The sequence below is a fragment of the Salmonella sp. A29-2 genome, from assembly GCF_020150755.1.
GTDB lineage: Bacteria > Pseudomonadota > Gammaproteobacteria > Enterobacterales > Enterobacteriaceae > Salmonella > Salmonella enterica.
In genome coordinates this window covers 4,267,527-4,293,133 of sequence record NZ_CP083731.1, presented here as the reverse complement: position 1 = coordinate 4,293,133, position 25,607 = coordinate 4,267,527, and the positions used below count along the sequence as shown (strand labels likewise).

Sequence of the window (25,607 nt, the reverse complement as noted above, 5' to 3'; positions counted from 1 at the left end):
GGAGATTTCATGCCGATTCAGGTTCTGCCGCCGCAGCTTGCGAACCAAATCGCCGCTGGCGAAGTGGTGGAACGCCCTGCGTCGGTTGTTAAAGAGCTGGTAGAGAATAGTCTGGATGCAGGCGCCACCCGCGTTGATATCGACATCGAGCGTGGCGGCGCGAAGCTTATTCGTATTCGCGACAATGGCTGCGGCATTAAAAAAGAGGAGCTGGCGCTGGCGCTGGCCCGTCATGCCACCAGTAAAATCGCCTCGCTTGACGATCTGGAAGCGATTATCAGTCTGGGATTTCGCGGCGAAGCGCTGGCCAGTATCAGTTCGGTCTCGCGTTTGACGCTAACGTCGCGCACGGCGGAGCAGGCGGAAGCCTGGCAGGCGTATGCGGAAGGGCGCGACATGGACGTGACGGTAAAACCCGCCGCGCACCCGGTCGGCACCACCCTGGAAGTTCTGGATCTCTTTTATAATACGCCCGCCCGGCGCAAATTCATGCGTACCGAAAAAACGGAATTTAATCATATCGATGAGATCATCCGTCGTATTGCATTGGCCCGTTTTGACGTCACGCTTAACCTGTCGCACAACGGCAAATTGGTACGACAGTATCGCGCTGTCGCAAAGGACGGGCAAAAAGAGCGCCGGTTAGGCGCCATCTGCGGCACGCCGTTTCTCGAACAGGCACTGGCGATCGAGTGGCAGCATGGCGATCTGACCCTGCGCGGCTGGGTCGCCGATCCGAATCACACCACCACGGCGTTAACGGAGATCCAGTACTGCTATGTGAATGGCCGCATGATGCGCGACCGCTTGATCAACCATGCCATTCGCCAGGCCTGTGAAGATAAACTGGGCGCGGACCAACAGCCTGCGTTTGTATTGTATCTGGAGATTGACCCGCATCAGGTGGATGTCAATGTTCATCCCGCCAAGCACGAAGTGCGTTTTCATCAATCCCGGCTGGTGCACGACTTCATCTATCAAGGGGTGCTGAGCGTTCTGCAACAGCAGACGGAAACGGCGCTGCCGCTGGAGGAGATTGCGCCAGCGCCGCGGCATGTCCCGGAAAACCGTATCGCCGCCGGGCGCAACCATTTTGCTGTACCCGCCGAGCCAACTGCGGCGCGCGAGCCCGCGACACCGCGTTATTCCGGCGGCGCATCGGGCGGTAACGGCGGGCGTCAGTCCGCAGGTGGTTGGCCGCACGCGCAGCCAGGTTATCAGAAGCAGCAGGGCGAGGTTTATCGCACGCTTTTACAGACGCCGACGACGAGCCCCGCGCCGGAGCCGGTTGCGCCTGCGCTTGACGGACATAGCCAGAGTTTTGGTCGCGTACTGACGATAGTCGGCGGTGACTGCGCGTTGCTGGAACACGCGGGGACTATCCAGCTCTTGTCACTGCCGGTTGCGGAGCGTTGGCTGCGTCAGGCGCAGCTTACACCGGGTCAAAGTCCGGTTTGCGCGCAGCCGTTGCTGATTCCGCTGCGTTTAAAAGTGAGCGCCGATGAAAAAGCCGCACTGCAAAAAGCCCAATCTTTGTTGGGAGAATTGGGTATTGAATTTCAGTCAGATGCGCAGCATGTGACCATTCGGGCGGTGCCTTTACCCTTACGACAACAAAATTTACAAATCTTGATTCCTGAACTGATAGGCTACCTGGCGCAACAGACCACATTTGCAACGGTCAATATTGCACAATGGATAGCGCGTAATGTGCAGAGCGAACATCCGCAGTGGTCGATGGCGCAGGCCATATCGCTGCTGGCGGATGTTGAGCGGCTATGTCCGCAGCTGGTAAAAGCGCCGCCGGGTGGCCTGTTACAACCTGTTGATTTACATTCGGCGATGAACGCCCTGAAGCATGAATGATGTAAGCAAGGCGAGCCTGCCTAAGGCGATATTTTTGATGGGGCCGACGGCCTCCGGCAAAACGGCGCTGGCGATAGAACTGCGTAAAGTTTTGCCAGTAGAGTTGATAAGCGTTGATTCCGCCCTCATTTATCGGGGAATGGATATTGGCACGGCTAAGCCGAATGCCGATGAGCTGAAAGCGGCGCCGCATCGACTGTTAGATATACGCGACCCGTCGCAGGCGTATTCGGCGGCGGATTTTCGCTGCGACGCGTTAGCGCAAATGGCGGAGATCACCGCTGCGGGGCGTATCCCGCTGTTAGTGGGCGGTACCATGCTGTATTTTAAGGCATTGCTGGAAGGGTTATCGCCGCTGCCTTCAGCAGATCCGGAAGTCAGATCCCGGATAGAGCAGCAAGCAGCGGAGCTTGGATGGGAGGCGTTGCATCAGCAACTTCAGGAGATAGATCCGGTTGCCGCCGCGCGAATTCATCCAAATGATCCGCAAAGACTTTCCCGGGCACTGGAAGTTTTTTTCATTTCGGGTAAAACTTTAACGGAGCTAACGCAAACGTCAGGAGACGCGCTACCGTACCAGGTGCATCAGTTCGCTATCGCCCCGGCGAGCCGTGAACTGCTCCATCAGCGCATTGAACTGCGTTTTCATCAGATGTTGGCTTCAGGTTTTGAAGCAGAAGTCCGGGCGCTTTTTGCCCGAGGAGATTTGCATACGGACTTGCCTTCCATCCGTTGTGTGGGATACCGCCAGATGTGGTCATACATTGAGGGCGAAATCTCATATGATGAAATGGTTTATAGAGGTGTTTGCGCCACGAGACAGTTGGCGAAGCGCCAGATGACCTGGTTGCGCGGTTGGGAAGGGGTGCGCTGGCTTGACAGTGAGAATCCCGATCGGGCGCGAAAAGAAGTATTACAGGTTGTTGGTGCTATCGCAGACTGAATGTGTACAATTGAGACGTATCGTGCGCAATTTTTCAGAATCGAAAGGTTCAAAGTACAAATAAGCATATAAGGAAAAGAGAATGGCTAAGGGGCAATCTTTACAAGATCCGTTCCTGAACGCATTGCGTCGGGAACGTGTTCCAGTTTCTATTTATTTGGTGAATGGTATTAAGCTGCAAGGTCAAATCGAGTCCTTTGATCAGTTCGTGATCCTGTTGAAGAACACGGTCAGCCAGATGGTTTATAAGCACGCGATTTCTACTGTTGTCCCGTCTCGCCCGGTTTCCCATCACAGCAACAATGCCGGTGGCGGCGCCAGCAATAACTACCATCACGGTAGCAACGCGCAGGGTTCTACTGCGCAACAGGACAGCGAAGAGACTGAATAAGTTCACGCGCTGTTTATCCATGTCGGGGGCGTCGGATAATCGCCCCCGCTGGTTATTAAGAGGGTTTACGCTTGTTTGACCGTTATGATGCCGGTGAGCAGGCGGTACTGGTACACATCTATTTTTCGCAAGACAAAGATATGGAAGACCTCCAGGAGTTTGAATCTCTGGTCTCTTCCGCCGGTGTCGAAGCAATGCAGGTGATTACCGGTAGCCGTAAAGCACCGCACCCGAAGTACTTTGTAGGTGAAGGTAAGGCAGTTGAAATTGCGGAAGCCGTGAAAGCGACTGGCGCAGCGGTCGTATTGTTTGATCATGCATTGAGTCCAGCCCAGGAGCGAAACCTGGAGCGTTTGTGCGAGTGCCGGGTTATCGATCGCACCGGTCTTATCTTAGATATTTTTGCCCAACGTGCGCGTACCCATGAAGGTAAGTTGCAGGTTGAGCTGGCGCAGCTACGCCATCTGGCTACGCGTCTGGTGCGTGGCTGGACCCACCTTGAACGTCAGAAAGGCGGGATTGGTTTGCGCGGTCCGGGTGAAACCCAGCTCGAAACCGACCGTCGTTTACTGCGTAATCGCATTGTGCAGATTCAGTCGCGCCTGGAGAAAGTTGAGAAGCAACGTGAGCAGGGGCGGCAGTCGCGCATCAAGGCCGACGTTCCGACGGTATCGCTGGTGGGCTATACCAACGCCGGAAAATCCACCCTTTTTAATCAGATCACTGAAGCGCGGGTCTATGCGGCAGATCAGCTATTTGCGACGCTGGACCCCACATTACGTCGTATTGATGTAGCGGATGTCGGTGAAACCGTTCTGGCGGATACGGTAGGCTTTATCCGCCATTTACCGCACGATCTGGTGGCTGCCTTTAAAGCTACCCTGCAGGAGACGCGTCAGGCGACGCTGCTGCTGCATGTGGTCGATGCGGCGGATGCTCGTGTGCAGGAAAACATCGAGGCGGTAAACACCGTTCTTGAAGAGATTGACGCTCACGAAATCCCCACCTTAATGGTGATGAACAAAATCGATATGCTGGACGACTTTGAACCGCGTATTGACAGAGATGAAGAGAATAAACCCATCCGCGTTTGGCTTTCAGCGCAAAGCGGCGTGGGAATACCACAGCTTTTTCAGGCTTTGACGGAGCGTCTTTCCGGCGAGGTGGCGCAGCATACGCTGCGTTTGCCGCCGCAGGAAGGGCGTCTGAGAAGCCGGTTTTATCAGCTTCAGGCAATAGAAAAAGAGTGGATGGAGGAAGACGGTAGCGTCAGTCTGCAGGTACGAATGCCGATTGTCGACTGGCGTCGCCTCTGTAAACAAGAACCGGCGTTGATCGAATACGTGATCTAGACGCGAAGTCATTCAGGTCGTATTGAGGCGGTAGCTGAGAGAATTTCAGGAGCTCACAACTAAGTGACCTGGGGTAAAAAAGCCGCCACTCAAGACGCAGCCTGAAAGATGATGTCTGTAACGGCGGTTCGTCTGAAGCATGGAGTAATTTCGCCTTATCCTCTGAGGTCGAAAGACAACGGGGATCACCGCATAACAAATATGGAGCACAAACATGGCGTGGAATCAGCCCGGTAATAACGGACAGGACCGCGACCCGTGGGGAAGCAGCAAACCTGGCAGCAACTCTGGGGGAAATGGAAACAAAGGTGGCCGCGATCAGGGACCTCCCGATCTGGATGATATCTTCCGTAAGCTGAGTAAAAAACTCGGTGGTTTTGGGGGCGGTAAAGGCACCGGTTCCGGCGGCGGTAGCTCATCGCAAGGCCCGCGTCCGCAACTGGGAGGCCGTATTGTCGCCATCGCCGCGGCGGCAGTAGTCATTATCTGGGCGGCCAGCGGTTTTTATACCATTAAAGAAGCCGAGCGTGGCGTTGTGACGCGTTTTGGTAAATTCAGCCATCTGGTAGAGCCAGGTCTGAACTGGAAGCCGACATTTATTGACGACGTCACGCCGGTGAACGTCGAAGCGGTGCGCGAACTGGCGGCGTCAGGCGTGATGCTGACGTCTGATGAAAACGTCGTGCGCGTTGAAATGAACGTGCAATACCGCGTCACCGATCCGCAGAAATATCTGTTTAGCGTGACCAGCCCGGACGATAGCCTGCGTCAGGCCACCGACAGCGCGCTGCGTGGCGTCATTGGTAAATACACGATGGATCGCATCCTGACCGAAGGTCGTACCGTTATTCGTAGCGATACCCAACGCGAGCTGGAAGAGACTATCAAACCGTACAACATGGGGATTACCCTGCTGGACGTGAACTTCCAGGCTGCGCGTCCGCCGGAAGAGGTGAAAGCCGCCTTTGACGACGCGATTGCCGCACGTGAAAACGAGCAGCAGTATATTCGTGAAGCGGAAGCGTATACCAACGAAGTTCAGCCGCGCGCCAACGGTCAGGCGCAGCGTATTCTGGAAGAGGCACGCGCCTATAAAACCCAGACTATCCTGGAAGCGCAGGGTGAAGTCGCCCGGTTTGCGAAGATTTTGCCGGAATATAAAGCCGCGCCGCAGATTACACGCGAGCGTCTGTATATTGAAACGATGGAAAAAGTGCTGAGCCATACCCGTAAAGTACTGGTTAACGACAAGAGCGGTAATTTAATGGTGCTGCCGTTAGATCAGATGCTGAAAGGCGGGAATGCGCCGGCGGCAAAGAGCGACAATAGCGCCAGCAACCTGCTGCGCCTGCCGCCGTCCACAAAGTCTAACGCCAGCGGAGCAAGCAACACGTCGTCCTCAAATCAGGGCGATATTATGGACCAACGCCGCGCGAATGCGCAGCGTAACGACTACCAGCGTCAGGGGGAATAACGATGCGTAAGTCAGTTATTGCGATTATCATCATCGTGCTGGTAGTGCTCTACATGTCCGTCTTTGTGGTCAAAGAGGGCGAGCGCGGCATTACGCTGCGTTTTGGTAAAGTTCTGCGTGACGATGAGAACAAACCGCTGGTTTACGCGCCGGGTCTGCACTTTAAGATCCCGTTTATTGAATCAGTGAAAATGCTTGATGCGCGTATCCAGACGATGGATAACCAGGCCGATCGCTTTGTGACTAAAGAGAAGAAAGACCTGATTGTCGACTCCTACATCAAATGGCGTATCAGCGACTTTAGCCGTTACTATCTGGCGACCGGCGGCGGCGATATTTCGCAAGCCGAAGTGCTGTTAAAACGTAAATTCTCGGACCGTTTGCGTTCTGAGATTGGTCGCCTGGACGTAAAAGACATCGTGACCGATTCTCGTGGTCGTCTGACTCTGGAAGTGCGCGACGCGCTGAACTCCGGTTCAGCCGGTACCGATGATGAAGTAGCGACCCCGGCGGCGGATGACGCGATTGCCGAAGCGGCGGAACGCGTTACGGCGGAAACCAAAGGTAAAGTACCGGTCATCAACCCGAACAGTATGGCGGCGTTGGGTATCGAAGTGGTCGATGTGCGTATTAAGCAGATCAACCTGCCGACCGAGGTTTCTGAGGCGATTTACAACCGTATGCGCGCCGAGCGTGAAGCGGTCGCGCGTCGTCATCGTTCACAAGGTCAGGAAGAAGCGGAAAAACTGCGTGCGGCTGCTGACTATGAGGTGACGAAAACTCTGGCGGAAGCCGAGCGTCAGGGGCGTATCATGCGTGGTGAAGGTGATGCTGAAGCCGCGAAGCTGTTTGCCGACGCGTTCAGTCAGGACCCTGATTTCTACGCGTTCATTCGTAGTCTGCGCGCTTACGAGAAGAGCTTCGAAGGTAATCAGGACGTGATGGTATTGAGCCCGGACAGCGATTTCTTCCGCTACATGAAGACACCGAGTTCGACGACACGCTAAAATAGCGTCAGCGGTTTTAGACCAGCAAAACCACCGCATCCAAAGGATGCCGGTGGTTTTCTTTTATAAGGGCGATAAATGAATTCAACAATCTGGTTGGCGCTTGCTCTGGTATTAGTCCTCGAAGGGCTGGGACCGATGCTGTATCCCGGCGCATGGAAAAAAATGGTTTCGGCACTGGCGCAACTGCCGGAAAATGTTTTACGTCGTTTTGGCGGCGGACTTGTGGTCGCGGGAGTTGTGGTCTACTACATGTTGAGGAAAACGATTGGCTGAGCAAAAAGTGGTCGGATTTGCCGCATATTGAGTGCAAAAAGTGCTGTATATCTGAAAAAGCGATGGTAGAATCCATTTTTAAGCAAACGGTGATTTTGAAAAATGGGTAACAACGTCGTCGTACTGGGCACCCAATGGGGTGACGAAGGTAAAGGAAAGATCGTCGATCTTCTGACTGAACGGGCTAAATATGTTGTACGCTACCAGGGCGGTCACAACGCAGGCCATACTCTCGTAATCAACGGTGAAAAAACCGTTCTCCATCTTATTCCATCAGGTATTCTTCGCGAGAATGTAACCAGCATCATCGGTAACGGTGTTGTGCTGTCTCCGAGCGCGCTGATGAAAGAGATGAAAGAACTGGAAGACCGTGGCATCCCCGTTCGTGAGCGTCTGCTGCTGTCTGAAGCCTGTCCGCTGATCCTTGATTATCACGTTGCGCTGGATAACGCGCGTGAGAAAGCGCGTGGCGCGAAAGCGATCGGCACCACCGGTCGTGGAATCGGGCCTGCTTATGAAGATAAAGTGGCACGTCGCGGTCTGCGTGTTGGTGACCTTTTCGACAAAGAAACCTTCGCTGAAAAACTGAAAGAAGTGATGGAATATCACAACTTCCAGTTGGTTAACTACTACAAAGCTGAAGCGGTTGATTACCAGAAAGTTCTGGATGATACGATGGCTGTTGCCGACATCCTGACTTCTATGGTTGTTGACGTTTCGGACCTGCTCGACCAGGCGCGTCAGCGTGGCGATTTCGTCATGTTTGAAGGTGCGCAGGGTACCCTGCTGGATATCGACCACGGTACTTATCCGTACGTAACTTCTTCTAACACCACAGCAGGTGGCGTGGCGACCGGTTCCGGCCTGGGCCCGCGTTATGTTGATTACGTTCTGGGTATCCTCAAAGCTTACTCCACTCGTGTAGGTGCAGGTCCGTTCCCGACCGAACTGTTTGATGAAACCGGCGAGTTCCTCTGCAAGCAGGGTAACGAATACGGCGCTACTACCGGCCGTCGTCGTCGTACCGGCTGGCTGGACACCGTTGCCGTTCGTCGTGCGGTACAGCTGAACTCCCTGTCTGGCTTCTGCCTGACCAAACTGGACGTGCTGGATGGCCTGAAAGAGGTGAAACTCTGCGTGGCTTATCGTATGCCGGATGGCCGCGAAGTGACTACCACTCCGCTGGCAGCTGACGACTGGAAAGGTGTAGAGCCGATTTACGAAACTATGCCGGGCTGGTCTGAATCCACCTTCGGCGTGAAAGATCGTAGCGGTCTGCCGCAGGCGGCACTGAACTACATCAAGCGTATTGAAGAACTGACCGGCGTGCCGATTGATATTATTTCTACCGGCCCCGATCGTACTGAGACGATGATTCTGCGCGATCCGTTCGACGCGTAATTGATGGATGATGCCCGGTAACGCTACGCTTACCGGGTCTATGATGAGTACGCATTTGTTGGCCGGATAAGATGCTTTGCATCACCCTTCGGCTCAAATGCGTCATTGTTCCCCGCTTTTTTCCTTCCTGAACCGAAATAAATTAGCAGCCTGACAGGTGGCTGGTTTATCATCAATACAGATAAGTTATATCCCGTTTTCCCTTTTCCTGAGGTTGATGTGCAGTTAACGAGTTTCACCGATTACGGCTTACGTGCGCTAATCTATATGGCGTCGTTACCAGATGGACGAATGACCAGCATTTCTGAGGTGACAGAAGTCTACGGCGTGTCCCGTAATCATATGGTCAAAATTATCAATCAGCTTAGCCGGGCGGGCTTTGTCACCGCCGTTCGGGGAAAAAATGGCGGTATCCGCCTGGGTAAACCGGCTAATACTATTTGTATTGGCGATGTGGTGCGTGAGCTGGAACCCTTATCACTGGTCAACTGTAGCAGCGAATTTTGCCACATCACCCCTGCCTGTCGTCTGAAACAGGCGCTTTCTAAGGCCGTGCAGAGTTTTCTCAAGGAGCTGGATAACTACACGCTTGCCGATTTGGTTGAAGAGAATCAACCGCTTTATAAATTATTACTGGTGGAGTGAAGTAAACTTCATTAGAGATGACAATGGAGGAACCTCAATGTCACAAGATCCTTTCCAGGAACGCGAAGCAGAAAAATACGCGAATCCTATCCCGAGCCGGGAATTTATCCTCGAACATTTAACGAAACGTGAAAAACCGGCCAGTCGCGAAGAACTGGCCGTAGAACTGAATATTGAAGGCGAAGAGCAGCTTGAAGCCTTGCGTCGCCGCCTGCGCGCGATGGAGCGCGACGGACAACTGGTCTTTACCCGCCGCCAGTGCTATGCGCTGCCGGAACGCCTCGACCTGCTGAAAGGCACCGTGATCGGTCATCGTGACGGTTACGGTTTCTTACGTGTCGAAGGCCGCAAAGACGATTTGTATCTTTCCAGCGAGCAGATGAAAACCTGTATTCATGGCGATCAGGTGCTGGCGCAGCCGTTGGGCGCCGATCGTAAAGGTCGCCGCGAAGCGCGTATCGTCCGTGTACTGGTACCGAAAACCAGTCAGATAGTCGGGCGTTATTTCACCGATGCGGGCGTCGGCTTTGTAGTGCCGGACGACAGCCGTCTCAGCTTCGACATTCTTATCCCGCCAGAAGACGTCATGGGCGCGCGGATGGGGTTCGTGGTCGTGGTTGAACTGACCCAACGTCCAACTCGCCGTACTAAAGCAGTAGGGAAAATCGTCGAAGTGCTGGGCGACAATATGGGCACCGGTATGGCGGTTGATATGGCGCTGCGTACCCATGAAATACCTTACATCTGGCCGCAGGCGGTAGAGCAGCAGGTCGCCGGGCTGAAAGAAGAGGTGCCGGAAGAGGCGAAAGTCGGTCGTGTCGATCTGCGCGATTTGCCGCTGGTCACTATTGATGGCGAAGATGCCCGTGACTTTGACGACGCGGTTTACTGTGAGAAAAAACGCGGCGGCGGCTGGCGTTTGTGGGTCGCTATTGCTGACGTGAGCTATTATGTACGGCCGCCAACGCCGTTGGATCGCGAGGCGCGCAATCGCGGCACGTCGGTTTACTTCCCGTCACAGGTTGTCCCAATGTTGCCGGAGGTGCTCTCCAACGGCCTGTGTTCGCTAAACCCGCAGGTTGACAGGCTGTGTATGGTCTGTGAAATGACCATCTCGGCGAAAGGTCGGCTGACCGGCTACAAATTCTATGAAGCGGTGATGAGCTCCCATGCGCGTCTGACCTATACCAAAGTCTGGCATATGCTGCAGGGCGATCAGGATCTGCGTGAACAATATGCGCCGCTGGTGAAGCATATTGAAGAGCTGCACAACCTCTACAAAGTGCTGGATAAAGCGCGTGAAGAGCGCGGGGGGATCTCGTTTGAGAGCGAAGAGGCGAAGTTTATCTTTAACGCCGATCGTCGCATTGAGCGTATCGAACAGACCCAGCGTAATGACGCGCATAAGCTTATCGAAGAGTGCATGATCATGGCGAATATCTCGGCGGCGCGCTTTGTCGAAAAAGCTAAAGAGCCGGCGTTATTCCGTATTCATGATAAGCCCACCACCGAAGCGATCACCTCATTCCGCTCCGTACTGGCGGAGCTGGGGTTGGAGCTGCCGGGCGGAAATAAACCGGAACCGCGCGATTATGCCGAACTGCTTGAATCGATTGCCGACCGGCCGGACGCCGAAATGCTGCAAACTATGCTGCTGCGTTCAATGAAGCAGGCGATTTACGATCCGGAAAACCGCGGGCACTTTGGCCTGGCGTTGCAGTCTTATGCGCACTTTACCTCGCCGATTCGCCGCTATCCGGATCTTTCTTTGCACCGCGCCATTAAGTACCTGCTGGCGAAAGAGCAAGGGAACAAGGGCAACACCACAGAAACGGGCGGTTATCACTACTCGATGGAAGAGATGTTGCAGCTCGGTCAGCACTGTTCGATGGCGGAACGCCGCGCTGATGAAGCGACGCGTGATGTCTCCGACTGGCTGAAATGTGACTTTATGCTGGATCAGGTAGGCAACGTCTTTAAGGGCGTGATTGCCAGCGTCACCGGTTTCGGCTTCTTTGTCCGTCTTGATGAACTGTTTATCGATGGGCTGGTACACGTTTCCTCACTGGATAACGATTACTATCGCTTCGATCAGGTAGGGCAACGTCTGATTGGCGAGTCCGGCGGGCAGACATATCGCCTGGGCGACCGGGTCGAGGTACGCGTCGAAGCGGTGAATATGGACGAACGGAAAATTGACTTTAGCCTGATCTCCAGCGAGCGCGCACCGCGTAACGTCGGCAAAACGGCGCGTGAAAAAGCGAAAAAAGGTGAAAGTAAAAACGCCGGTAAACGTCGTCAGGTAGGTAAAAAAGTTAACTTCGAGCCTGATAGCGCCTTCCGCGGCGAGAAAAAAGCGAAGCCGAAAGCAGCGAAAAAAGACGCGAGAAAAGCAAAAAAGCCATCGGCTAAAACGCAGAAAATAGCCGCAGCGACCAAAGCGAAGCGTGCGGCGAAGAAAAAAGCGGCAGAGTGAGCAATACCCTCTTCAAACAGAAGAGGGTGAATTATCTGTAGGCCGGGCAAGCGTATCGTCCCCGGCAAAACGTAAACAATGAGTACATTAATGAGCGAAATGATTTACGGCATCCACGCAGTGCAGGCCCTGCTGGAGCGCGCCCCTGAACGTTTTCAGGAAGTCTTTATTTTAAAAGGCCGTGAAGATAAACGTCTGTTGCCGCTGATTCACGCCCTTGAGTCCCAGGGCGTGGTTATCCAGCTGGCAAACCGCCAATATCTCGACGAGAAAAGCGACGGTGCCGTGCATCAGGGCATTATCGCTCGTGTGAAACCAGGCCGGCAGTATCAGGAAAACGATCTGCCGGATCTGATCGCATTACACGATCGCCCTTTTTTGTTGATCCTCGATGGCGTCACCGATCCGCATAATCTTGGCGCCTGTCTGCGCAGCGCCGATGCCGCTGGCGTACATGCGGTAATCGTGCCGAAAGACCGCTCTGCGCAACTTAACGCGACGGCGAAGAAAGTCGCCTGCGGCGCAGCGGAAAGCGTGCCGTTGATCCGCGTCACCAACCTGGCGCGCACGATGCGCATGTTGCAGGAAGAGAATATCTGGATTGTCGGGACGGCGGGCGAGGCTGACCATACGCTGTATCAGAGCAAAATGCCTGGCCGCATGGCGCTGGTCATGGGCGCAGAAGGTGAAGGTATGCGTCGTCTGACCCGTGAGCACTGCGATGAGCTGATCAGCATTCCTATGGCCGGTAGCGTGTCGTCGCTGAATGTCTCTGTGGCGACCGGGATTTGTCTGTTTGAAGCCGTTCGCCAGCGCACCTGATGCTGATAGTATTTTTTAAGAAAAAACCATCCATAAGCGGATGGTTTTTTTTTATCTTTGACTGGTAATATAAAAAGCAAAACCTACCCTGTAATTTCTTTTATTTATAAAAATGAGATAGAGATAAAAATATGGCATGGACTCCACGGACGTTGGCGGATGCATTAAACAACATCGCCGAATTAGATATTGATATAGAAAATAATGAATCTTCATTAATAATAAAAATGAATGATTATGGCGATTTACCACTGGCGGTTTTATTTACCTCGCAACAAATAGTTATCGAGACCTATATCTGTCCGGTAAATACGATTAGAGATACCGCGGAATTTAATCTTTTCTTACTGAGAAATCAGAAGGTTTTACCGCTGTCTTCGGTCGGTATTACCCAGGTAAAACAGGAGGAATATTATGTCGCTTTTGGCGCGCTGTCGTTAAATTCGTCGCTTGCCGACGTGATGCTGGAAATCACCACGCTTGTAGAAAATGCGTTGGATATCGCTGAAATAACACAAGTCTATTCACAGGAATAATACAGGCGGCTTACATGGGAATTTTAAAAAGTTTGTTCACGTTAGGTAAATCATTCGTTGCTCAGGCAGAGGAAGCCATTGATGAAGCACAGGGTGTACGTATGCTGGAGCAGCATATTCGCGACGCAAAAGCCGAGCTGGATAAAGCGGGTAAATCCAGAGTGGATTTATTGGCGCGGGTGAAGCTAAGCCATGACAAGCTGAATGATTTACGTGAGCGTAAAGTCAGCCTTGAAACGCGGGCGTTGGCGGCAATGAGTAAGAATGTCGACGCCGCTTTACTCAACGAAGTGGCGGAAGAAATAGCCCGTCTGGAAAATGCCATTCTTGCCGAAGAACAGGTGCTGACTAATCTGGAAGCCTCTCGCGATGCGGTGGAGAAGGCCGTAACGGCGACAGGCCAGCGGATTGCGCAGTTTGAGCAGCAACTTGAAGTGGTTAAGGCGACAGAAGCCATGCAGCGCGCGCAGCAGGCGGTGACGACGTCGACCGTCGGAGCCGCGTCGAATGTGTCTACGGCGGCGGAGTCGCTTAAACGTTTACAAACGCGTCAGGCTGAACGCCAGGCCCGGCTGGATGCCGCCGCGCAGCTGGAAAAAGTCGCCGATGGACGCGACCTGGATGAAAAACTGGCGCAGGCGGGTATTGGCGCAACCAATAAAAGCAATGCTCAGGATGTGTTGGCGCGTTTACAGCGTCAACAAGGCGAATAATGCTCTTTACGTGGATTGTCAAAACCTGCCAGCGTCATTTGTCCAGACTGACCTGGCCCGCTTTGCTGGGCCTGTTTATCGGGCAGTATCTGCTTTGTTATCGGTAGCGCGAAAGCGCGCTACCGTGCTGAGCTTCGTCGCTTTCATACGAGACGGCACATGAATGCGCGATCTCAAATGACATTATGCCCAACGACAATCGCATTCTGGCTGAAGAGGTAGCATGGCAAGAGATAGAGGTTCCCCTATGATGCAATTTTTTCAGCGTTTGCTCGGTAAAACAAGCGCGCCAGCGCCGATTCGCGGACCATTAGGATTACATCTTAACGCCGGTTTCACGCTGGATACGCTGGCATTCCGGCTACTGGAGTCGTCGTTGCTGGTGGCGCTACCAGGTGAAAAATACACTGTCGCGGCAGCGAGTCGCATAGATTTAGGCGGCGGCAGTCAGATTTTTCGCTACTACACCTCTGGCGATGAGTTTCTACAAATTAACACCACTGGCGGCACGGATGTTGACGACATTGATGACATCAAACTCTTTGTATATGAGGAAAGTTTCGGTATTAACGAGGAACGTCACTGGCGTTCAGCCATTGCGCCAGCGGCAATAGGGCCGATGACGCTCAACTGGCAAGAACGGCGCTGGCAGCGTTTTTTTAACCATGAAGAGCCGGGCAATATTGAACCTGTCTACATGCTGGAAAAGGTTGAAAATCAGCAGGCAGAGAAATGGGACGTTCACAATTTTACGATGGGCTTCCAGCGCCAGGTGACGGATGACGCCTGGGAGTATCTTCTATTGAACGGGGAAGAATCATTTAACGAGCGCGGTGAGCCTGAATGGGTGTTTTCACGCGCCCTCGGCGTGGATATCCCGCTCACTTCACTGACGGTTATTGGTTAAGCACATACAGGGAAATTATGCATATACTGGACGCATTACTGGCTTTCTGCGCCTATTTTTTTATTGGCGCGGCAATGGTCATTGTATTTCTTTTTATTTACTCAAAGATAACGCCGCATAATGAATGGCAGTTGATAAAAAATAACAATACTGCGGCATCGCTGGCCTTTAGCGGTACGTTGCTGGGCTATGTCATCCCCTTATCCAGCGCGGCGATAAACTCGGTCAGTATCCCGGACTATTTTGCCTGGGGCGGCATTGCGCTGGTTATTCAGCTGCTGATTTATGGTTGCGTAAGGTTATACATGCCTACGCTGAGCGAAAAAATTATTAATCACAACGTGGCGGCGGGGCTATTTATGGGAACCGCAGCGCTGGCTGGCGGTATTTTTAACGCTGCCTGTATGACATGGTAACGGAAGATCATGGCAAAAAAACGAAAATCCAGAAGCACATCCGGCGTAGGCCATTCGGCAATAAGACGGATAGCCGAACCGGTCAATCCCTTTGAGCGGCAACGAAATCGCTACACGCCAAAATACCTGACGCTGGCGATTATGGGCGGAGCGGCCTTTTTTCTCCTGAAAGGGTACGGTGACGGCAGCAATAGTGACAACGACGGCGATGGGACGTTTTACGCCACGGTGAACGACTGTATTGACGATGGCAATAGCGCCAGCGTTTGCGCTGACGGCTGGAATAATGCGAAAACAGAATTTTACGCTAATGTGCCTAAGCAATTGACGCAGGAGCGCTGTCAGACGCAGTTTGGCGATTGCTACTTTGATATCACCGAGCGGAGCTGGGTTCCGGTATTAAGCGGCTTTTTACTCAGCCGCGCGATTCGTCAGAACCGTGACGAACAATATATCTATAGCAGCGGCGGTTCATCTTACGTCTCCCGTCCCGTCTGGCGCACCACATCCGGCGATTATGCGTGGCGCAGCGGCACAGGGAAAAGCGATACCGTGACCAGCCCTGGTTATATCACACGGAAAGCGTCCACCGTCTCCCGCGGCGGCTATGGCCGTTCTTCCAGCGCCCGCGGGCACTGGGGAGGCTAACCATGCTACGACACAACGTACCGATACGCCGGGATCTGGATAAGATCGCCTGCGATCACGGTTTTGACTTTCATGTTATCGATAACGAAATTTACTGGGATGAAAGCCGGGCCTACCGTTTTACATTACGGCAAATTGAAGAACAGATCGAAAAACCGACCGCAGAGCTTCATCAGATGTGTCTGGAGGTTGTCGAGCGGGCCGTCCGGGATGAGCAGATCATGCAGCAGCTGGCGATCCCGCCATTGTACTGGGATGTCATCGCCGAAAGTTGGCGCAGCCGCGATCCTTCGCTTTACGGGCGGATGGATTTCGTCTGGTGCGGCAAAGACCCGGTTAAATTGCTGGAATACAATGCGGATACGCCGACGTCGCTCTATGAGTCCTCCTACTTTCAATGGCTATGGCTGGAGGATGCCCGTCGTAGCGGCGCCATCCCGCGTGATGCCGATCAATACAACGCGATACAGGAGCGGCTGATCGCCCGCTTCAGCGAGCTGTACAGTCGGGAACCGCTCTACTTTTGCTGTTGTGAAGATACCGACGAAGATCGCACGACGGTGCTGTACCTTCAGGATTGCGCGCAGCAGGCGGGCCAGGAAACGCGATTTATCTATATTGAAGAACTGGGGCTTGGCGTAGGCGGCGTGCTGACCGATCTGGACGATAACGTGATTCGCCGCGCCTTTAAGCTCTACCCGCTGGAATGGATGATGCGCGATGACAACGGCCCGCTGTTGCGAAAACGGCGTGAGCAATGGATTGAGCCATTGTGGAAAAGTATTCTGAGTAACAAAGGGCTGTTGCCGTTATTGTGGCGCTTTTTCCCTGGCCATCCGAATCTGCTGCCGGCCTGGTTTGAGGGCGAAAAATCGCTCGCAGCGCCAGGCGAAAGCAGCGTGCGGAAGCCGATTTATTCACGTGAAGGCGGCAACGTCACGATTTTTGACGAGCGGCAAAATGTTATCGATCATGCCGACGGCGACTACGCTGACGAGCCGATGATTTACCAGGCGTTTCAGCCTTTGCCGCGCTTTGGCGATAGCTATACGCTGATTGGCAGTTGGATCATTGACGATGAAGCCTCCGGGATGGGGATTCGCGAGGACAATACGCTAATTACCAAAGACACTTCCCGTTTCGTCCCACATTATATTGCCGGTTAATCATACTTTTGTGATCTTGCTCCGGCGTCAATGGCGCAGTCATGACCATACTTGACTTCAGCGCCATTGAAGGAGGGAGACACCATGTCCTGGCAAACACATACCGTTTTTAATCAACCAGCTCCGCTCAATAACAGTAACTTATTCCTGTCTGATGGCGCGCTGTGTGAAGCGGTTTCCCGGGAAGGCGCGGGATGGGATAGCGATCTTCTCGCCAGCATTGGCCAACAACTGGGAACGGCGGAATCACTGGAACTGGGGCGTCTGGCGAACGCGCATCCTCCTGAGTTGCTGCGTTACGATCCCCAGGGACAGCGTCTGGATGACGTTCGCTTTCATCCCGCCTGGCACCTGTTGATGCAGGGGCTTTGCGCTAATCGGGTACATAACCTGGCCTGGGAGGAAGAGGCAAGGGCGGGAAGTTTTGTCGCCCGGGCGGCGCGTTTTGTATTACATGCTCAGGTAGAAGCGGGAACACTCTGTCCTGTCACGATGACCTTTGCCGCGACACCGTTGCTATTGCAGATGCTTCCCGCCACTTTCCATGACTGGCTGGCGCCGCTGCGCAGCGATCGCTACGATTCACATTTGCTGCCGGGCGGGCAAAAACGGGGCCTGCTCATCGGCATGGGAATGACGGAAAAGCAGGGCGGATCTGACGTACTCAGTAATACGACCCACGCGGAGCGGCTGGCGGATGATTCATATCGGCTGGTGGGACATAAATGGTTTTTCTCTGTGCCGCAAAGTGATGCGCACCTCGTGCTGGCGCAGGCAAAAGGAGGACTATCCTGTTTCTTTGTGCCGCGTTTCCTGCCAGACGGGCAACGGAACTCTGTTCGTCTTGAGCGCCTGAAAGATAAACTCGGTAATCGATCTAATGCCAGCGCCGAAGTCGAGTTTCAGGATGCCGTCGGCTGGCGGCTGGGAGAAGAGGGCGAAGGGATTCGGCATATCTTAAAGATGGGCGGTATGACGCGTCTTGATTGCGCGCTCGGGAGTCATGGCTTAATGCGGCGCGCATTTTCAGTCGCGATTTACCATGCTCATCAGCGTCAGGCTTTTGGTAAGCCGCTGATCGAACAACCGTTGATGCGACAAACCTTAAGTCGTATGGCGCTATGCCTGGAGGGGCAGACGGCGCTTTTGTTTCGGCTGGCGCGCGCCTGGGAGCAACGTCGCGAGGCGAAAGAGGCATTATGGGCGCGATTATTCACGCCAGCGGCGAAATTCGCCATCTGTAAGCAGGGAATCCCTTTTGTGGCTGAGGCGATGGAGGTTCTCGGCGGGATGGGGTATTGCGAAGAGAGCGAACTCCCTCGCCTGTACCGTGAAATGCCGGTGAACAGTATCTGGGAAGGTTCCGGCAATATCATGTGTCTGGATGTACTTCGGGTGCTGACAAAACAACACGGCGTCTATGACGTATTGAGTGAAGCTTTTGCGGAAGTCAAAGGTCAGGATCGCCATTACGACCGCGCGGTACGTCAGCTACAGCAACGTTTACGCAAACCGGACGAAGCAATGGGCAGAGAGATTACGCAGCAGCTTTTCTTGCTGGGATGCGGAGCGGAAATGCTGCGTCATGCCTCGCCGCCGCTGGCGCAAGCGTGGTGTCAGATGATGCTGGATACACGCGGCGAAATGCCGCTGTCTGCCCAGGTACAAAATGATTTACTGTTAAGGGCGACCGGGGGACTGCGGTAACGTTTGGCCTGTAGTACATGCCATCCGGCGCGAGCCACGCGGCATCAGGCATAGAGTATCGCCTGTACGCGCCAGTTATCCGACTGTTGTTCTTCATACATTTGAATAATTCTGTACCAGGACGCACCCTGTTCATCGGCTTTCAGGGCGATAATCCGCTCCACATCCTGTGGGTTTCCTGCAACATTACTGACCGAGATCAGGCCGATTTCATTCAGACCCGTTACGCAGTCAGCACTGGCGAATTCGGCAGACTGTGCCGTCGTACTCACCAGTCCGGCAGAAAGCAGCAGTGAGGATAAGGCAAGTTCTTGTTTCATCGTCAGCTCCTTATTACATACCCCGCATTTAACAGGACGCTCCATCACGGTAAACCTGTTTGTTTATTGTGCACAGGTAAACGCATAGGGGCGCAAAGCAATGTAAAACTGACTAAAAATCAATCTACTGTTATTGACGATACAAAATGGCTTGTGAATACCACTGGCCGGTTACAACCGTTTCATCAACCATTAAGATAACGTAATAATCGGCTTTCGCAGCGACGGCTTTCGCTCTGATTTCATCTATTGCATCATCCGGGGAGCCCCGAACCAGCGCGCTTACGGTCCCCATCCGCTGTAGTCCTTGCGTTTGATCGCGACGGATTTCCTGCGGGTGATCGGCGACAGGCGGTGCAGGTTGCGGCGTACCCTGCAGCACGCTACACGCGCTTAATAACAGCGCTGCTATCAATGAAGCAAACCGACGCATAACTCTATCTCGTTTCCTGATAATCATAGTGTAATGCCTTATTGATTTCCCTTTAGGGGGAATGTTCCCGAAGTGTTACCTGTCACGCGATTTTCGAATGAAAACGTTGCGAAAGCGTAACCCAGTTCTCAAACATTATGAATTATTGCGCTATCCATAAACTTGCGTTAAGTATTTCTCCGTGGCATACCGGATAAAAAGGAGAGAATAATGATAGCGATTGAAACACGACAATTAGCCGGAGGCGTCGTACTACATGCCTTCCCGGAAGGGAAACGCGCCGTGCCGCTTCCCTGTGTGGTGTTCTATCATGGCTTCACCTCCTCCAGCCTGGTTTATAGTTATTTTGCCGTTGCCCTGGCACAGGCAGGATTCCGGGTAGTCATGCCGGATGCGCCGGAGCATGGCGCTCGCTTCGGCGGCGACTCACAGGGACGGATACACCGATTCTGGCAGATTCTGCACCAAAACATGCAGGAATTTACGACGTTACGTGCGGCGATTCAGGCGGAAAACTGGCTACTTGACGGGCGGTTGGCGGTGGGCGGCGCATCCATGGGCGGTATGACGGCGCTGGGCATTATGACGCGTCACCGTGAGGTAAAATGCGGGGCCAGTTTAATGGGGTCGGGCTATTTTACCGGGCTTGCCCGGACGCTTTTCCCGCCGTTATCCCCGCAGAACCCGGCACAGCAGGCGGAATTCGACAATATCATCGCGCCGCTACGTGAATGGGAAGTCACACACCAGTTAGAGCGACTGGCCGACAGGCCGCTTCTGTTGTGGCATGGTCAGGAGGATGACGTGGTGCCTGCTATCGAAACCTTCCGGCTCCAGCAGGCACTCGCCGCGGCGAAGCTGGATAAGCATGTGACCTGTTTATGGGCCGCAGGCGTGCGGCATCGCATTACGCCAGAAGCGTTGTCGGCGACGGTAGCGTTTTTCCGACAGTATCTTTAAACGCGGAGTATGCTTACACCCTGGGCTTCAAGCTGTTGCAAAACCTGCGGATTGGCATTTTTGCCGGTAATCAGCATAGCGATCTGATCGGCGCGGCTGAACAGCATTCCCGCGCGCTCGCCAATTTTACTGCTATCGACCAGCGCGACCAGTTTCCCGACGACGCTGAGCATTTTTTGTTCCGCCATGGCGGTTAGCATATCGGTTTTGTACAGGCCATCCGCGGTTAAGCCCTTTCCGCTGGTAAACATCCAGTGGCCAGCATAGAGACTGTTTTCACTTCCCTGCGGGCTCAGGGTAATCGACTGGCTTTTATTATACTGACCACCCATGATAATCACGCTGTCATGCTCTTGATCGATCAGATAATTCGCCAGCGGCAGATAGTTGGTAATGATCTGTACCGGCTTCCCGCACATTTCACGCCCCAGCAGGAAAGCGGTGGAGCCGCAGTTAATCACTACGCTTTCACCCGGGTTTACCAGCTGCGACGCCGCTTTCGCGATGCGTACTTTTTCATCGTGGTTTTGCGCCTGGTGCAGATTCATCGGCGTCCAGCGGGGCCGCTGTTGGGTAATGGCCTCTGCGCCGTTGCGCACTTTTTTAAGTTTCCCGCTTTCGTCGAGCTTGTTGATGTCGCGGCGCGCTGTCGCCGGGGAGATCCCCAGACGCTCAATCACGTTTTCGACGGTAACAAAGCCCAACTGTGCCAGCATATCCAGCAGTATTTGATGTCTTTGTGCTTCAGTCATGAGCTATTCCGATACAAATTGATTTGAAAAGATGATATTTGAAATAGCCTGGAAATACTAAAGTAAATGGAAAAAATGCCGGGTAATCCCGGCATGATATCGACTCACAGGAAGGATTTGAACGGTAGATCGGGTTCAATGGTAAAGCAATCGTCAAACCCACGCGGATAGTGGTATTCGAAATTGTCTTTATCCAGCGGCCAGGTAAACTTGCCGCCAACCTGCCAGATAAACGGTTTAAAACCATACTTCAGGCGATCTTTCTTCATTTCCCATAGCACGCGGATCTCTTGCGGATCGGCCTGGAAGTTCGACCAGATATCGTGATGGAACGGGATCACCACTTTGGTATTCAGCGATTCCGCCATGCGTAAAATATCCGCGCTGGTCATTTTGTCCGTAATACCGCGCGGGTTTTCACCGTAAGAACCGAGCGCGACATCAATTTGATGTTCGTTGCCGTGTTTCGCGTAGTAGTTGGAATAGTGAGAATCGCCGCTGTGATAGAGATTGCCGCCCGGCGTTTTAAACAGATAGTTAACCGCGCGTACATCCATGCCGTCCGGCAGTACGCCAGCGGCTTTCTGATCGGCGGGCAGGGTGATTAATGCGGTGCGGTCAAAGGCATCAAGCGCATGAATTTCAATATCTTTCACTTTCACGACATCGCCCGGTTTTACCACGATGCAGCGTTCTTTCGGCACGCCCCAGCCAACCCACAAATCCACGCAGGTCTGTGGGCCGATAAACGGAACATCATCGGCGCAATTCTGCATTACGGCAGCCGCGACATTGACGTCAATGTGATCGTTATGGTCGTGGGTCGCCAGTACGGCGTCAATCTGACGGATAGCGAAAGGATCGAGAACAAACGGCGTGGTGCGCAGGTTAGGCTGTAATTTTTTGACGCCAGCCATACGCTGCATCTGATGGCCGGTTTTCATCAACGGGTTACCGTGGCTCTGTTTACCGGTACCGCACCAGAAATCGACGCATACGTTAGTGCCGCCTTCAGATTTTAGCCAGATACCGGTACAGCCCAGCCACCACATAGCGAACGTACCCGGCGCGACCTGCTCTTGCTCAATCTCTTCGTTCAGCCAGCTTCCCCACTCCGGAAACGTGCTCAGAATCCATGATTCACGCGTGATGCTTTGTACTTTACTCATCGCATTTACCTTCATGTTTGTTCAAAATGGTTCAAAACGTGATTTGTTTTGATTAATCCTGACACTATTTTCTCAAGAAGGCAATGGGCTATTTTTTGACTTTTGGGTAGAGGAGAACGCAGCCAGAAGAAAATTTAATCTTTTCTGGCGTCATGGGGATGTATTCATCTTTATGATTTTACTTATTTTAATGAAGAAATGAGTTATTTATAAGTAAACCATGTATTAAGTGTGCTAATTATTTGCGCGCTACGTCACATTTAATCAAATTCAATCTTGTTGTGATTACTTTTGAAAATTACAGTGGAGGGACATTATTCTGAGCGCCTGTGACTCAGCAACCTTGTCTACCGGAGATCGTTATGGAGATCCTCTACAACATCTTTACCATTTTTTTTAATCAGGTAATGACCAATGCCCCGCTATTACTGGGTATTGTGACCTGCCTGGGCTATATCCTGCTGCGTAAAAGCGTCAGCGTGATCATCAAAGGGACGATCAAAACCATCATTGGCTTCATGCTGCTACAGGCCGGGTCCGGCATTCTGACCAGCACCTTTAAACCGGTGGTGGCGAAAATGTCTGAGGTTTACGGCATCAACGGCGCGATTTCCGATACCTATGCTTCGATGATGGCAACGATCGAACGGATGGGTGATGCGTATAGTTGGGTAGGCTACGCGGTGTTGCTCGCGCTGGCGCTGAATATTTGTTACGTCTTGTTGCGACGCATTACCGGTATTCGCACCATCATGTTGACCGGGCACATCATGTTCCAGCAGGCGGGGCTGATTGCGGTCTCTTTCTATATCTTCGGCTATTCCATGTGGACCACCATTATCTGCACGGCGATACTGGTTTCCCTGTACTGGGGTATTACCTCCAACATGATGTACAAGCCGACTCAGGAAGTGACGGACGGCTGCGGTTTCTCCATCGGTCACCAGCAGCAGTTTGCTTCCTGGATTGCCTATAAAGTCGCGCCGTTCCTGGGCAAAAAAGAGGAAAGCGTTGAAGACCTCAAACTGCCGGGCTGGCTGAACATTTTCCATGACAACATCGTCTCCACGGCGATTGTAATGACCATCTTCTTTGGTGCCATTCTGCTCTCCTTTGGTATCGATACCGTACAGGCGATGGCGGGTAAAACCCACTGGACAATCTATATCCTGCAAACCGGTTTCTCCTTTGCGGTGGCGATCTTCATCATCACCCAGGGCGTGCGTATGTTTGTCGCCGAACTCTCTGAGGCCTTTAACGGTATCTCCCAGCGTCTGATTCCGGGCGCAGTACTGGCGATTGACTGTGCGGCTATTTATAGCTTCGCGCCTAACGCGGTGGTCTGGGGCTTTATGTGGGGCACCATCGGCCAGCTGATTGCGGTTGGCATCCTGGTTGCCTGCGGCTCCTCGATCCTGATTATTCCTGGCTTTATCCCGATGTTCTTCTCTAACGCCACTATCGGCGTGTTCGCTAACCACTTCGGCGGCTGGCGTGCGGCGCTGAAGATTTGTCTGGTGATGGGGATGATCGAAATCTTTGGTTGCGTCTGGGCGGTGAAACTCACGGGGATGAGTGCCTGGATGGGTATGGCGGACTGGTCGATTCTGGCACCGCCGATGATGCAGGGCTTCTTCTCCCTCGGTATCGCCTTTATGGCCGTCATCATTGTAATTGCACTGGCTTATATGTTCTTCGCTGGCCGCGCACTGCGCGCAGAAGAAGATGCAGAAAAACAACTGGCAGAACAGTCTGCTTAATAAGGAGTTTTGATTATGACCGTACGTATTCTGGCTGTGTGTGGCAACGGACAGGGCAGTTCCATGATCATGAAAATGAAAGTGGACCAGTTTTTAACCCAATCAAACATTGACCACACGGTAAACAGCTGCGCGGTTGGCGAGTACAAAAGCGAGTTGAGCGGCGCGGATATCATCATCGCTTCTACCCATATTGCAGGCGAAATCAGCGTGACCGGCAACAAATATGTGGTTGGCGTGCGTAACATGCTCTCTCCTGCTGACTTCGGCCCGAAACTGCTGGAAGTGATCAAAGAACATTTCCCGCAAGACGTGAAGTAAGGATGCAACATGAAATTACGTGATTCACTGGCGGAGAATAATTCTATCCGCCTGCAGGCTGAAGCGAATACCTGGCAGGAAGCCGTCAAGATCGGCGTCGATTTACTGGTGGCTGCCGACGTGGTGGAGCCGCGCTATTACCAGGCCATTCTCGATGGCGTTGAGCAGTTTGGCCCCTATTTTGTGATTGCCCCCGGCCTGGCGATGCCGCATGGCCGCCCGGAAGAAGGGGTGAAGAAAACCGGTTTTTCGCTGGTGACCCTGAAAAAGCCGCTGGAGTTCAACCACGAAGATAACGACCCGGTCGATATTCTGATCACCATGGCGGCGGTTGATGCCAACACTCACCAGGAAGTGGGCATCATGCAGATCGTCAACCTGTTTGAAGACGAAGCCAATTTTGACCGTTTACGCGCCTGCCGTACTGCGCAGGAAGTCCTGGATCTCATTGACCGCACCAACGCGGCAGCTTAAGAAGGAATTGAAAATGTCATTACCAATGTTGCAGGTCGCGCTGGACAACCAGACTATGGATAGCGCCTATGAAACCACTCGCCTGATTGCCGAAGAAGTCGACATTATCGAAGTGGGCACCATTCTGTGCGTGGGCGAAGGCGTGCGTGCCGTTCGCGACCTGAAAGCGCTTTACCCGCACAAAATCGTGCTGGCGGACGCCAAAATTGCCGATGCCGGTAAAATCCTCTCCCGTATGTGTTTCGAAGCCAACGCGGACTGGGTGACCGTGATTTGCTGTGCGGATATCAACACCGCAAAAGGCGCGCTGGATGTGGCGAAAGAGTTCAACGGCGACGTGCAGATCGAACTGACCGGTTACTGGACCTGGGAACAGGCGCAGCAGTGGCGTGATGCGGGTATTCAGCAAGTGGTTTATCACCGCAGCCGTGACGCGCAGGCGGCAGGCGTGGCGTGGGGCGAGGCGGATATTACCGCGATTAAGCGGCTCTCCGATATGGGCTTTAAAGTGACCGTGACCGGCGGACTGGCGCTGGAAGACCTGCCGCTGTTCAAAGGCATTCCGATCCATGTCTTTATCGCGGGGCGTAGCATTCGCGATGCCGAATCGCCGGTAGAAGCCGCACGGCAGTTCAAACGCTCCATTGCCCAACTGTGGGGCTAAGGAGCGGC

The 25,607-nt window shown here is 53.2% G+C and carries 27 protein-coding genes and 1 pseudogene; 24 read left to right on the top strand and 4 right to left on the bottom strand.

The genetic code is table 11. From position 1 onward, the window contains the following. Positions 1-9 precede the first annotated feature (9 nt). From mutL to K8W53_RS20815, 19 genes and pseudogenes are all read left to right on the top strand, one after another. On the top strand, positions 10-1,866 hold the full coding sequence (gene mutL, locus K8W53_RS20905) for a DNA mismatch repair endonuclease MutL (protein ID WP_017441210.1): 1,857 nt from the start codon (positions 10-12) through the stop codon (positions 1,864-1,866). Continuing rightward, positions 1,859-2,809, top strand: coding sequence for a tRNA (adenosine(37)-N6)-dimethylallyltransferase MiaA (miaA, locus tag K8W53_RS20900; RefSeq protein WP_023203307.1), 951 nt, complete (start codon positions 1,859-1,861; stop codon positions 2,807-2,809). Before mutL ends, miaA begins: the two co-directional genes overlap by 8 nt. A gap of 82 nt (positions 2,810-2,891) precedes the next feature. Then, a complete protein-coding gene (hfq, locus tag K8W53_RS20895) occupies positions 2,892-3,200 on the top strand; it encodes an RNA chaperone Hfq (RefSeq protein ID WP_001051875.1) in 309 nt (102 codons plus the stop codon). A 71-nt stretch (positions 3,201-3,271) separates the two neighbouring features. Next, positions 3,272-4,552 carry a ribosome rescue GTPase HflX gene (gene hflX, locus K8W53_RS20890; RefSeq protein WP_023223752.1) on the top strand — a complete coding sequence of 427 codons (1,281 nt, stop codon included), beginning with the start codon at positions 3,272-3,274 and terminating at the stop codon, positions 4,550-4,552. A gap of 214 nt (positions 4,553-4,766) precedes the next feature. Continuing rightward, a complete protein-coding gene (hflK, locus tag K8W53_RS20885; protein ID WP_000312505.1) occupies positions 4,767-6,026 on the top strand; it encodes an FtsH protease activity modulator HflK in 1,260 nt (419 codons plus the stop codon). A gap of 2 nt (positions 6,027-6,028) precedes the next feature. Then, the gene (gene hflC, locus K8W53_RS20880; protein WP_001232417.1) at positions 6,029-7,033 is read left to right on the top strand and encodes a protease modulator HflC; all 1,005 of its coding nucleotides are present in this window, start codon (positions 6,029-6,031) and stop codon (positions 7,031-7,033) included. A gap of 78 nt (positions 7,034-7,111) precedes the next feature. Further along, the gene (locus K8W53_RS20875; RefSeq protein ID WP_001089290.1) at positions 7,112-7,309 is read left to right on the top strand and encodes a DUF2065 domain-containing protein; all 198 of its coding nucleotides are present in this window, start codon (positions 7,112-7,114) and stop codon (positions 7,307-7,309) included. Between the two features lie 102 nt (positions 7,310-7,411). Next, positions 7,412-8,710, top strand: a complete 1,299-nt coding sequence (purA, locus tag K8W53_RS20870; RefSeq protein WP_000527972.1) for an adenylosuccinate synthase — start codon at positions 7,412-7,414, stop codon at positions 8,708-8,710. 219 nt (positions 8,711-8,929) lie between these two features. Continuing rightward, positions 8,930-9,355: a nitric oxide-sensing transcriptional repressor NsrR gene (nsrR, locus tag K8W53_RS20865; protein ID WP_001177632.1), complete on the top strand. Its 426-nt coding sequence runs from the start codon at positions 8,930-8,932 to the stop codon at positions 9,353-9,355. A gap of 37 nt (positions 9,356-9,392) precedes the next feature. After that, the gene (gene rnr, locus K8W53_RS20860) at positions 9,393-11,831 is read left to right on the top strand and encodes a ribonuclease R (RefSeq protein WP_000076354.1); all 2,439 of its coding nucleotides are present in this window, start codon (positions 9,393-9,395) and stop codon (positions 11,829-11,831) included. 90 nt (positions 11,832-11,921) lie between these two features. After that, the gene (rlmB, locus tag K8W53_RS20855; protein WP_001293274.1) at positions 11,922-12,653 is read left to right on the top strand and encodes a 23S rRNA (guanosine(2251)-2'-O)-methyltransferase RlmB; all 732 of its coding nucleotides are present in this window, start codon (positions 11,922-11,924) and stop codon (positions 12,651-12,653) included. 131 nt (positions 12,654-12,784) lie between these two features. Continuing rightward, positions 12,785-13,189, top strand: a complete 405-nt coding sequence (locus K8W53_RS20850) for a YjfI family protein (RefSeq protein WP_000312604.1) — start codon at positions 12,785-12,787, stop codon at positions 13,187-13,189. A gap of 14 nt (positions 13,190-13,203) precedes the next feature. Beyond that, positions 13,204-13,902 carry a PspA/IM30 family protein gene (locus K8W53_RS20845; RefSeq protein WP_023224966.1) on the top strand — a complete coding sequence of 233 codons (699 nt, stop codon included), beginning with the start codon at positions 13,204-13,206 and terminating at the stop codon, positions 13,900-13,902. After that, a pseudogene (locus tag K8W53_RS20840) lies at positions 13,902-14,003 on the top strand (hypothetical protein); the annotation flags it as partial. The gene K8W53_RS20845 and the pseudogene K8W53_RS20840, both read left to right, overlap by 1 nt. Positions 14,004-14,125: 122 nt before the next feature. Continuing rightward, complete coding sequence (locus K8W53_RS20835) at positions 14,126-14,809, top strand: YjfK family protein (RefSeq protein WP_000090290.1); 684 nt, start codon at positions 14,126-14,128, stop codon at positions 14,807-14,809. A 17-nt stretch (positions 14,810-14,826) separates the two neighbouring features. After that, the gene (locus K8W53_RS20830; protein ID WP_000547738.1) at positions 14,827-15,225 is read left to right on the top strand and encodes a DUF350 domain-containing protein; all 399 of its coding nucleotides are present in this window, start codon (positions 14,827-14,829) and stop codon (positions 15,223-15,225) included. Between the two features lie 9 nt (positions 15,226-15,234). Beyond that, a complete protein-coding gene (locus tag K8W53_RS20825; protein ID WP_001085608.1) occupies positions 15,235-15,873 on the top strand; it encodes a DUF1190 domain-containing protein in 639 nt (212 codons plus the stop codon). Positions 15,874-15,875: 2 nt separating this feature from the next. Next, positions 15,876-17,039: a glutathionylspermidine synthase family protein gene (locus tag K8W53_RS20820; protein ID WP_000943934.1), complete on the top strand. Its 1,164-nt coding sequence runs from the start codon at positions 15,876-15,878 to the stop codon at positions 17,037-17,039. 84 nt (positions 17,040-17,123) lie between these two features. Beyond that, positions 17,124-18,746 (top strand): isovaleryl-CoA dehydrogenase, encoded by a 1,623-nt coding sequence (locus tag K8W53_RS20815; protein ID WP_000118965.1) that lies wholly within the window; start codon positions 17,124-17,126, stop codon positions 18,744-18,746. Between the two features lie 44 nt (positions 18,747-18,790). Here K8W53_RS20815 and yjfN read toward each other — a convergent pair whose 3' ends face one another. Both yjfN and bsmA read right to left on the bottom strand, forming a co-directional pair. Next, complete coding sequence (gene yjfN, locus K8W53_RS20810) at positions 18,791-19,066, bottom strand: DUF1471 family protease activator YjfN (protein ID WP_001518964.1); 276 nt, start codon at positions 19,064-19,066, stop codon at positions 18,791-18,793. Between the two features lie 130 nt (positions 19,067-19,196). After that, positions 19,197-19,526, bottom strand: a complete 330-nt coding sequence (gene bsmA / locus K8W53_RS20805; protein ID WP_000586836.1) for a biofilm peroxide resistance protein BsmA — start codon at positions 19,524-19,526, stop codon at positions 19,197-19,199. 183 nt (positions 19,527-19,709) lie between these two features. On the opposite strand from bsmA, the gene yjfP reads away from it, so the two are divergent. Next, positions 19,710-20,459 (top strand): esterase, encoded by a 750-nt coding sequence (gene yjfP, locus K8W53_RS20800; protein ID WP_023224892.1) that lies wholly within the window; start codon positions 19,710-19,712, stop codon positions 20,457-20,459. On the opposite strand, the gene ulaR is transcribed toward yjfP, so the two are convergent. Beyond that, positions 20,456-21,211 carry an HTH-type transcriptional regulator UlaR gene (gene ulaR, locus K8W53_RS20795; protein WP_000133618.1) on the bottom strand — a complete coding sequence of 252 codons (756 nt, stop codon included), beginning with the start codon at positions 21,209-21,211 and terminating at the stop codon, positions 20,456-20,458. The genes yjfP and ulaR overlap by 4 nt on opposite strands. A 104-nt stretch (positions 21,212-21,315) precedes the next feature. Then, positions 21,316-22,380 (bottom strand): L-ascorbate 6-phosphate lactonase, encoded by a 1,065-nt coding sequence (gene ulaG / locus K8W53_RS20790; protein ID WP_000049161.1) that lies wholly within the window; start codon positions 22,378-22,380, stop codon positions 21,316-21,318. Between the two features lie 362 nt (positions 22,381-22,742). Here ulaG and ulaA point away from each other — a divergent pair, with 362 nt between their 5' ends. From ulaA to ulaD, 4 genes are read left to right on the top strand one after another with little or no spacing between them, the layout of a single operon-like run. After that, positions 22,743-24,140: a PTS ascorbate transporter subunit IIC gene (gene ulaA / locus K8W53_RS20785; RefSeq protein WP_000404873.1), complete on the top strand. Its 1,398-nt coding sequence runs from the start codon at positions 22,743-22,745 to the stop codon at positions 24,138-24,140. A gap of 15 nt (positions 24,141-24,155) precedes the next feature. Continuing rightward, entirely contained in the window at positions 24,156-24,461 is a 306-nt protein-coding gene (gene ulaB / locus K8W53_RS20780; protein ID WP_000218358.1) for a PTS ascorbate transporter subunit IIB, read from the top strand. 9 nt (positions 24,462-24,470) lie between these two features. Then, positions 24,471-24,935, top strand: a complete 465-nt coding sequence (gene ulaC / locus K8W53_RS20775; RefSeq protein WP_000776531.1) for a PTS ascorbate transporter subunit IIA — start codon at positions 24,471-24,473, stop codon at positions 24,933-24,935. Between the two features lie 13 nt (positions 24,936-24,948). After that, positions 24,949-25,599, top strand: a complete 651-nt coding sequence (gene ulaD, locus K8W53_RS20770; RefSeq protein ID WP_000056761.1) for a 3-keto-L-gulonate-6-phosphate decarboxylase UlaD — start codon at positions 24,949-24,951, stop codon at positions 25,597-25,599. Positions 25,600-25,607 lie beyond the last annotated feature (8 nt).